The sequence below is a fragment of the Romboutsia sp. 13368 genome, from assembly GCF_018336475.1.
GTDB lineage: Bacteria > Bacillota > Clostridia > Peptostreptococcales > Peptostreptococcaceae > Romboutsia.
On sequence record NZ_CP048741.1, the window covers coordinates 901,021 to 901,238 of the forward strand.

A 218-nucleotide genomic window follows, 5' to 3' on the forward strand; every position below is an offset into this window, starting at 1 on the left:
AATACAGTACCATTAGGAAGTATAAAAGGCGGTAGTGCATTAAAGTTTAAAATTTATTACTYAAAGAAGGACAACAAATGGATATATCCATCTCAATTTTCAAATGTGGAAGAAGCGTGGATAGAACTAAGAAGAAGTATGTGTGAATTTATTGAAAACTTTARAASTGGAAATTATAAATTACTAAATAATGAAAGTTTAATATCATCTATGAATAT

The 218-nt window shown here is 26.0% G+C and carries 1 protein-coding gene; it reads left to right on the forward strand.

The features are described 5' to 3' along the window. Nucleotides 1-218 (forward strand): hypothetical protein (locus G3997_RS03625; RefSeq protein WP_296648245.1); only part of this gene is annotated, 218 nt, incomplete at both ends.